Here is a 6,842-nt window from a genome sequence, read left to right as displayed (position 1 = left end):
GGCCCGGAGCATATGCTCCGGGCCGTTCCTGTTTCGCATGGAGCCGGTCGCCGGCCCCCTGTCGCGTCCGGGGCTTCAGCCGCCGACGTTCAGCGCCGCCAGCGCCGCCATGTTGACGATTTCGCTGTCGCGCGCGCCAAGCGGCGCGATCTGGACGGCGCGGTCGAGGCCGACGATCAGCGGACCGATCACCGTGGCGCCGCCGAGCTGCTCCAGCAGCTTGGTGGAGATGGCGGCGGAATGGATCGCCGGCATCACCAGCACGTTCGCCGGGCCCTTCAGGCGCGAGAACGGGAACTGCTTCATCAGGTCCGGATCGAGCGCCACGTCGGCGGCCATTTCGCCTTCGTACTCGAAGTCGACATGACGCTGGTCGAGAATGCGCACGGCTTCGCGCATCTGCGCCGAACGCTCGCCCTCGGGCTGGCCGAAGGTGGAGAACGACAGCATGGCGACGCGCGGCTCATGGCCGAGGCGGCGGGCGGCGTTGGCCGCCTGCACGGCGATGTCGGCCAGCTCCGTGGCGGTCGGCATCTCGGCGATGGCGGTGTCGGCCACCAGCGTCATGTGCCCGCGCGACAGCACCATGGAGAGGCCCATCACCCGGTGGCCGGGCTTGGTGTCGAGCACATGGCGCACGTCGCTGAGCGCCTGGGCGTAGTTGCGCGTGACCCCGGTCACGATGGCGTCGGCGTCGCCCATGGCGACCATGGCGGCGCCGAAGTAGTTGCGGTCGTTGTTAACCAGCCGCTGGCAGTCGCGCAGCAGGTAACCCTTGCGCTGCAGCTTGTTGTAGAGGAACTGCGCGTAGGCGGGATTGCGGTCCGACAGGCGCGAGTTGTGGATCTCGATGCCCTCGCGGCCGTCCAGCTCGATGCCGGCGCTGGTGGCGGCGGCGCGGACCAGCTCCTCGCGGCCCACCAGCACCGCCGTGCCCAGCCCCTGATTGACGAACGAGACGGCGGCGCGGATCACCTGCTCCTCCTCGCCCTCTGCGAAGACGACCCGCTTCGGCTGGCGCCGCACCCGCTCGAACACGCCCTGCAGCACGCCGGCGACCGGGTCGCGGCGGGCGGAAAGCTCATTGCGGTAGCGCTGCATGTCGACGATCGGGCGACGCGCCACGCCGGTGTCCATGGCGGCCTTGGCCACCGCCGGCGGCACCGTGTGGATCAGGCGCGGGTCGAACGGCACCGGGATGATGTATTCCCGGCCGAAGCGCGGGCGGGAACCCTGATAGGCGGCGGCCACCGCGTCCGGCACGTCCTCGCGGGCGAGGGCGGCCAGCGCCTCCACGGCGGCGATCTTCATCTCCATGTTGATGCGGGTGGCGCGCACGTCGAGCGCTCCGCGGAAGATGTAGGGGAAGCCGAGCACGTTGTTCACCTGGTTCGGATAGTCCGAACGGCCGGTGGCGACGATGGCGTCGTCGCGGATCGCGTGCACCTCTTCCGGCGTCACTTCCGGATCAGGATTAGCCATGGCGAAAATGATCGGGTTGGGCGCCATCGAGCGGATCATCTCCGCCGTGAACGCACCCTTGGCCGAAAGGCCCATCACCGCGTCGGCGCCGACGAAAGCGTCTTCCAGCGTGCGCGCGTCGGTTTTGGCCGCGTGCGCCGACTTCCACTGGTTCATGCCTTCCTGGCGGCCCTGGTAAATCACCCCCTTGGTGTCGCAGAGGATGACATTCTCCGGGGCGAAGCCCATGGCCTTGATCAGCTCGACGCAGGCGATGCCCGCCGCGCCGGCACCGTTGACCACCAGCTTCGTCGTCTTCGGGTCGCGACCAGTCATTTGCATGGCGTTGAGCATGCCGGCGGCGGCGATGATCGCCGTGCCGTGCTGGTCGTCATGGAACACCGGAATGTCCATGAGCTCGCTCAGGCGCTCCTCGATGACGAAGCACTCGGGCGCCTTGATGTCTTCCAGATTGATGCCGCCGAAGGACGGGCCAAGATAACGCACCGCGTTGATGAGCGCGTCCGGGTCCTTGGTGTCGACTTCCAGATCGATGGAGTCTACGTCAGCAAAGCGCTTGAACAGCACCGACTTGCCTTCCATCACCGGCTTGGAGGCCAGCGCGCCGAGATCGCCAAGACCAAGGATCGCGGTGCCGTTCGAGATCACCGCCACCAGATTGCCGCGGGCGGTGTAGTCGTAGGCGCGCGACGGATCGTCCGCGATGGCCAGCACCGGCACAGCCACGCCTGGCGAATAGGCCAGCGACAGGTCGCGCTGGGTCGCCATTGGCTTGGTCGGAACGATTTCCAGCTTGCCGGGACGGCCGTTGGAGTGGAAATCGAGCGCTTCCTGTTCGGTGAAGGTCGGGCGCGCCTGGCGGCGCGTGGGCTGGTCGGTCATGGCGGAATTCTGTGCTCTTTGTTCTGATGTCGGCGCGGGTGAGGTCGTGAAACCTTGCCCGGCTCCGCGCCCCGCTCAAGGACGAGGCGCCGGAGAGTAGGCGCGCGGTGACGTTTCCTCAAGCGCGTGGGACGACAATTTCGCGCGTTCTGACTGTCTATTGGCCCATAAGACTGAAAAGGGCAAAATTTCTTTCGTCCAATGCCGGTCAAAGCTCCGGCGTCGCCGCATGGCGGGCCGTCTCTCCAGTTTTCGGAACGTCTGGCGCGTGGCGCGGCGCTTGTGCACAGTCCACGGCGCGACGGCGGCGCCATTTCTCTGTGAAGTGCAGTAGCTTGCCGCTGTCACAGTGGATTCTTTTTCCGGGGTCCCGCCGCCGTTGCGCGGCGCGGGCGCCCGGCCCGAGCAGGAAGGCAAGCCGCAGGCCCATGGCTGACGCCCACACATCCGCCCGCCAGGAAACCGATGCGTCCGCCAGCCGCGTGACGCCGATGATGGCCCAGTATCTTGAAATCAAGGCGGCGCACCCGGAGGCGCTGCTGTTCTACCGGATGGGCGATTTTTACGAACTGTTCTTCACCGACGCTGAAGAGGCGTCGCGCACCCTGGGCATTGTTCTGACCAAACGCGGCAAGCACCAGGGCGAGGACATCCCCATGTGCGGCGTGCCGGTGGAGCGCTCCGACGAATATCTGGAGCGCCTGATCGCCGCCGGACACCGGGTGGCCGTCTGTGAACAGACCGAAGATCCGGCGGAAGCCCGCAAGCGCGGCGGCAAATCCGTGGTGAAGCGCGACGTCGTGCGCCTCGTCACCCCGGGCACCGTCACCGAGGAGCGACTGCTCGACCCCGCCCGCTCAAGCCTGTTCGCCGCCGTGGCCCGCCAGCGCGCCGATGACGGCTGGACCTACGCCGTCGCCGCCACTGACATCACCACCGGCCGTTTCACCGTCACGGAAACGGAGGCGGGCGGGCTGGCCGCCGAGCTGGCCCGGCTCGATCCGCGCGAGATCGTCGTGCCCGACGCCATCTACGATGATGCGGATCTCGCGCATTTCTGGCGGGAAAGCCGGGTGCTGGTGACGCCGATCCCGCGTGATGGCCTTGATCCGGCCTCGGCGGCGCGCCGCTTGCAGGAATATTACGGCGTCGCTTCGCTGGACGCCTTCGGCAGCTTTTCCCGCGCTGAAACCGCCGCCGCCGCGGCGGCGCTGGCTTATGTGGAGCGCACGCAATATGGCGCCCGGCCGGCGCTGTCGCCGCCGTCGCGCGGCGCGGCGGGCGGCGTTCTTTCCGTCGACGCCGCCACCCGCGCCAATCTGGAGCTGATCCGCACCCTTGGCGGCGAGCGCGCCGGCAGCCTGCTGGCGACCATCGACATGACCCTGACGCCGGGCGGCGGCCGCCTGCTGGCCGAGCGTCTGGCCGGGCCGCTGACCGATCTCACCCGCATCCGCGCCCGCCATGACGCGGTGGAGGCGCTGACCGGCGACAGCCTGCTGCGCGGCGCCATCCGCGAGCGGCTGAAAGCCGCGCCGGATATGGCCCGCGCCCTGTCGCGCCTCACCCTGGATCGCGGCGGCCCGCGCGATCTGGCGGCCATGTGCGCCGGTTTGCAGGCCGCCCATGGGCTTGGGGAGTTGCTTGGCCAGAACGACGGATTGCCGGGGGAGATCGCCGGCGCCGGCGCGGCGCTGCGGGCGCTGGATGCGGGCGTCGCCGACGCGCTGGCCGCCGCGTTGGCCGACGAGCTGCCTCTGCTGAAGCGCGACGGCGGTTTTGTGCGGGAAGGCTATGATGCGGCGCTCGATGAGGCGCGGCTGCTGCAGGCCGACAGCCGCCGCTACATCGCCGCCCTGCAGTCCCGCTACGCCGCCGAAACCGGCGTGCGGACGCTGAAGATCAAGCACAACAACATGATCGGCTACTACGTCGAGGCGCCTCAGGCGGCGGGCGAGACGTTCTTGCAGCCGCCGCTGAACAGCCTGTTCGTTCATCGCCAGACCATGGCGGGCGCCATGCGTTTCTCCACCGTTGAACTCGGTGAACTGGAAGCGAAGATCGCCTCGGCCGCCGACCGGGCGCGGGGCGTCGAACTGGCGGTGTTCGAGCGTCTTCGCGCCCTGCTCATCGACCATGCCGGGCCGATTGTCGCCGCCGCCAGCGCCCTGGACGCGCTTGACGTCACAGCCGCCCTGTCGGAGCTGGCCGTCGAGCGCCGCTGGGTGCGGCCCGTGGTGGACGACAGCCTTGCTTTCTGTCTGGAGGAGGCGCGTCATCCGGTGGTGGAGGCGGCGCTGAAGCGTCAGGGCCAGCCCTTCGTCGGCAATGACAGCGATCTGGGCGTTGCCGGCGGCGAGAGCGGGCGCATCATGATCGTCACCGGTCCCAACATGGCCGGTAAATCGACCTATCTGCGCCAGAACGCCCTCGCCGTGGTGCTGGCGCAGATGGGGGCCTTCGTGCCGGCCAGCCGCGCCCACATCGGCGTCGTCGACCGCCTGTTCAGCCGCGTCGGCGCCGCTGACGATCTGGCGCGCGGCCGCTCCACCTTCATGGTTGAGATGATCGAGACGGCGGCCATCCTCAATCAGGCCGGCCCGCGCGCGCTGGTGATCCTCGACGAGATTGGTCGCGGCACCGCCACTTTCGATGGCCTGTCCATCGCCTGGGCGGCCATCGAGCATCTGCATGCGGTCAACCGCTGCCGCTCGCTGTTCGCGACCCACTATCACGAGCTGACGGCGCTGTCGGAACGGCTCGATCGGGTGGCCAACGCCACCATGCGCGTCACCGAATTCCAGGGCGAGGTCGTGTTCCTGCACGAGGTGACGCCCGGCGCCGCCGACCGCAGCTACGGCATCCAGGTGGCGCGTCTCGCCGGCCTGCCGACGTCGGTGGTGGAGCGGGCGAAGCAAATTCTCGCCGAACTGGAAAAAGGCGACCGGGAGAAGCCGGTGTCGGCGCTGATTGACGATCTGCCGCTGTTCGCCGCCGCGCCGCGCGGGGCGCCGCGCCAGGCCATCGCCGCGGAGCCGGCGCGGCCAGATCCGGTGCGCGAGGCCCTGGCGGCCATCGACATCGACGACCTGTCGCCGCGCGCCGCGCTGGACGCGCTCTACAATCTCAAGACCATGCTGCGCGACTGAGGCGGTTTCCGCCAAAACGGAAGGCGCCCAGTCGCGAAGTCTGGACGCTCAGGTCGCGCGGTTGCGCCGCGCCGCAAGGGCGCTGGTGGTCAGCTCCACCGCCAGGGCCAGCACGATAATGCCCGCGCCGACGCCGAACAGCAGCGGATAGTCATGGGTGCGGGCGAACACCCACGAGAAAATATAGCCGGCTGCGGCCTGGCCAACGGCAAAGCCAACCGTGGCGATGCGCCAGCCGTCAGGGATCCGGTCCGCCGGCGCGACTTCCCGCAGCCGGCCCATTGTCAGCACCGCGACCCCTGGCACAAAGGCGCCGATCAAAATGCTGGACGCCGCCAGCAGGAACGGGTCCGCCGAGACGGCGAGCACGCCGACGCCGAGCATTTGCAGCACCAGGCCGACCCGCAGCGTGGCGCGGAAGCCGAAGTGATCGCCGCAGGCGCCGGTGATCACCGGACCGAGCATGGCGCCCACGCCAAACAGCGCCCAGTACATGGCGCCGCTGGTCAGGCCCCAGTTCAGCCCGCGCGCCACATAGTCCGCGAGGAAAATCATGTGCGGCACGAGGCCAAAGGCCGAGAGCGCATAAACGGCGTAAACGCCAGCCAGCAGCGTCGCCACGGCGGCGGGCGACCGGCCGTGGGGGGCCGGCGCGTGGACGGCCGCCGCGCCGGCTGGCTGTTTTGCCGGCGCGGGCGGCCAGCCGCTCCAGCCAAGCGCCGTGACCAGCGCGCAGACGACGCCGAGCGCGAGCCAGGTGAAGGTAAGCCCCTGGGTCACCAGCCACGGGACGAGCAGCGCTCCGAGCGTCACGCCGATCGCTGGCCCGACGAAGATCATGCCGGAGGCGAAGCCGCGTCGTTTCTCGGGCACGAACGGCAGCACGAACGGCGCCGCCGTGACCAGCGCCACAGCTCCCGCGAAACCCGCAAGAAAACGCCAGAAGGAGAACCACAGGAAGGACGACGGCCAGGCGCAGGCGAAAAAGCTGACGGCGCAGGCGATCATGGACGCCTGCAGCGCCAGCCTGGGATTTCCGGAGGCGAGTTTCCGCGACAGCAGCGCGCCGATGAAATAGCCGGCAAGATTGGCCGCGCCGATGTAGGCGGCCTGCGACTGGTTGAACCAGTTCTGCCCGACCAGCGCCGGCATCAGCGGCGTGTAGGCGAAGCGCGCCAGGCCGATGCCAATGAACATGGCGCACATGGCCGAGGCCGTCAGGCGCCAGGGCGGCGGGACGGCGGGCGATCCGGCGGCGAGGGAAGGGGCGGGCTGGGGCGATGTCTGGCGCATGCCGCAACCATACACGGGGCAATCCAGGTGGCGAGC

General features: G+C 69.1%; 3 protein-coding genes. 1 reads left to right on the top strand and 2 read right to left on the bottom strand.

Annotation, left to right across the window (positions count from 1 at the left end):
• Positions 1 to 75: 75 nt before the first annotated feature.
• Positions 76 to 2,364 carry an NADP-dependent malic enzyme gene (locus IE243_RS16545; protein ID WP_191320497.1) on the bottom strand — a complete coding sequence of 763 codons (2,289 nt, stop codon included), beginning with the start codon at positions 2,362 to 2,364 and terminating at the stop codon, positions 76 to 78.
• Between the two features lie 428 nt (positions 2,365 to 2,792).
• On the opposite strand from IE243_RS16545, the gene mutS reads away from it, so the two are divergent.
• Positions 2,793 to 5,513, top strand: coding sequence for a DNA mismatch repair protein MutS (gene mutS / locus IE243_RS16540; protein ID WP_191320496.1), 2,721 nt, complete (start codon positions 2,793 to 2,795; stop codon positions 5,511 to 5,513).
• 48 nt (positions 5,514 to 5,561) lie between these two features.
• On the opposite strand, the gene IE243_RS16535 is transcribed toward mutS, so the two are convergent.
• Positions 5,562 to 6,806: a YbfB/YjiJ family MFS transporter gene (locus IE243_RS16535; protein ID WP_191320495.1), complete on the bottom strand. Its 1,245-nt coding sequence runs from the start codon at positions 6,804 to 6,806 to the stop codon at positions 5,562 to 5,564.
• Positions 6,807 to 6,842: the final 36 nt, after the last annotated feature.

This window comes from Camelimonas fluminis (assembly GCF_014656355.1).
Lineage (GTDB): Bacteria > Pseudomonadota > Alphaproteobacteria > Rhizobiales > Beijerinckiaceae > Camelimonas > Camelimonas fluminis.
Note: the sequence above shows the minus strand (reverse complement) of the source record. Positions and strands in the feature narration are given on the sequence as shown.

Bases quoted from the DNA above. Each gene is read 5' to 3' on its own strand.
- IE243_RS16535 (WP_191320495.1), bottom strand. From the start codon at position 6,806: ATGCGCCAGACATCGCCCCAGCCCGCCCCTTCCCTCGCCGCCGGATCG.
- mutS (WP_191320496.1), top strand. From the start codon at position 2,793: ATGGCTGACGCCCACACATCCGCCCGCCAGGAAACCGATGCGTCCGCC.
- IE243_RS16545 (WP_191320497.1), bottom strand. From the start codon at position 2,364: ATGACCGACCAGCCCACGCGCCGCCAGGCGCGCCCGACCTTCACCGAA.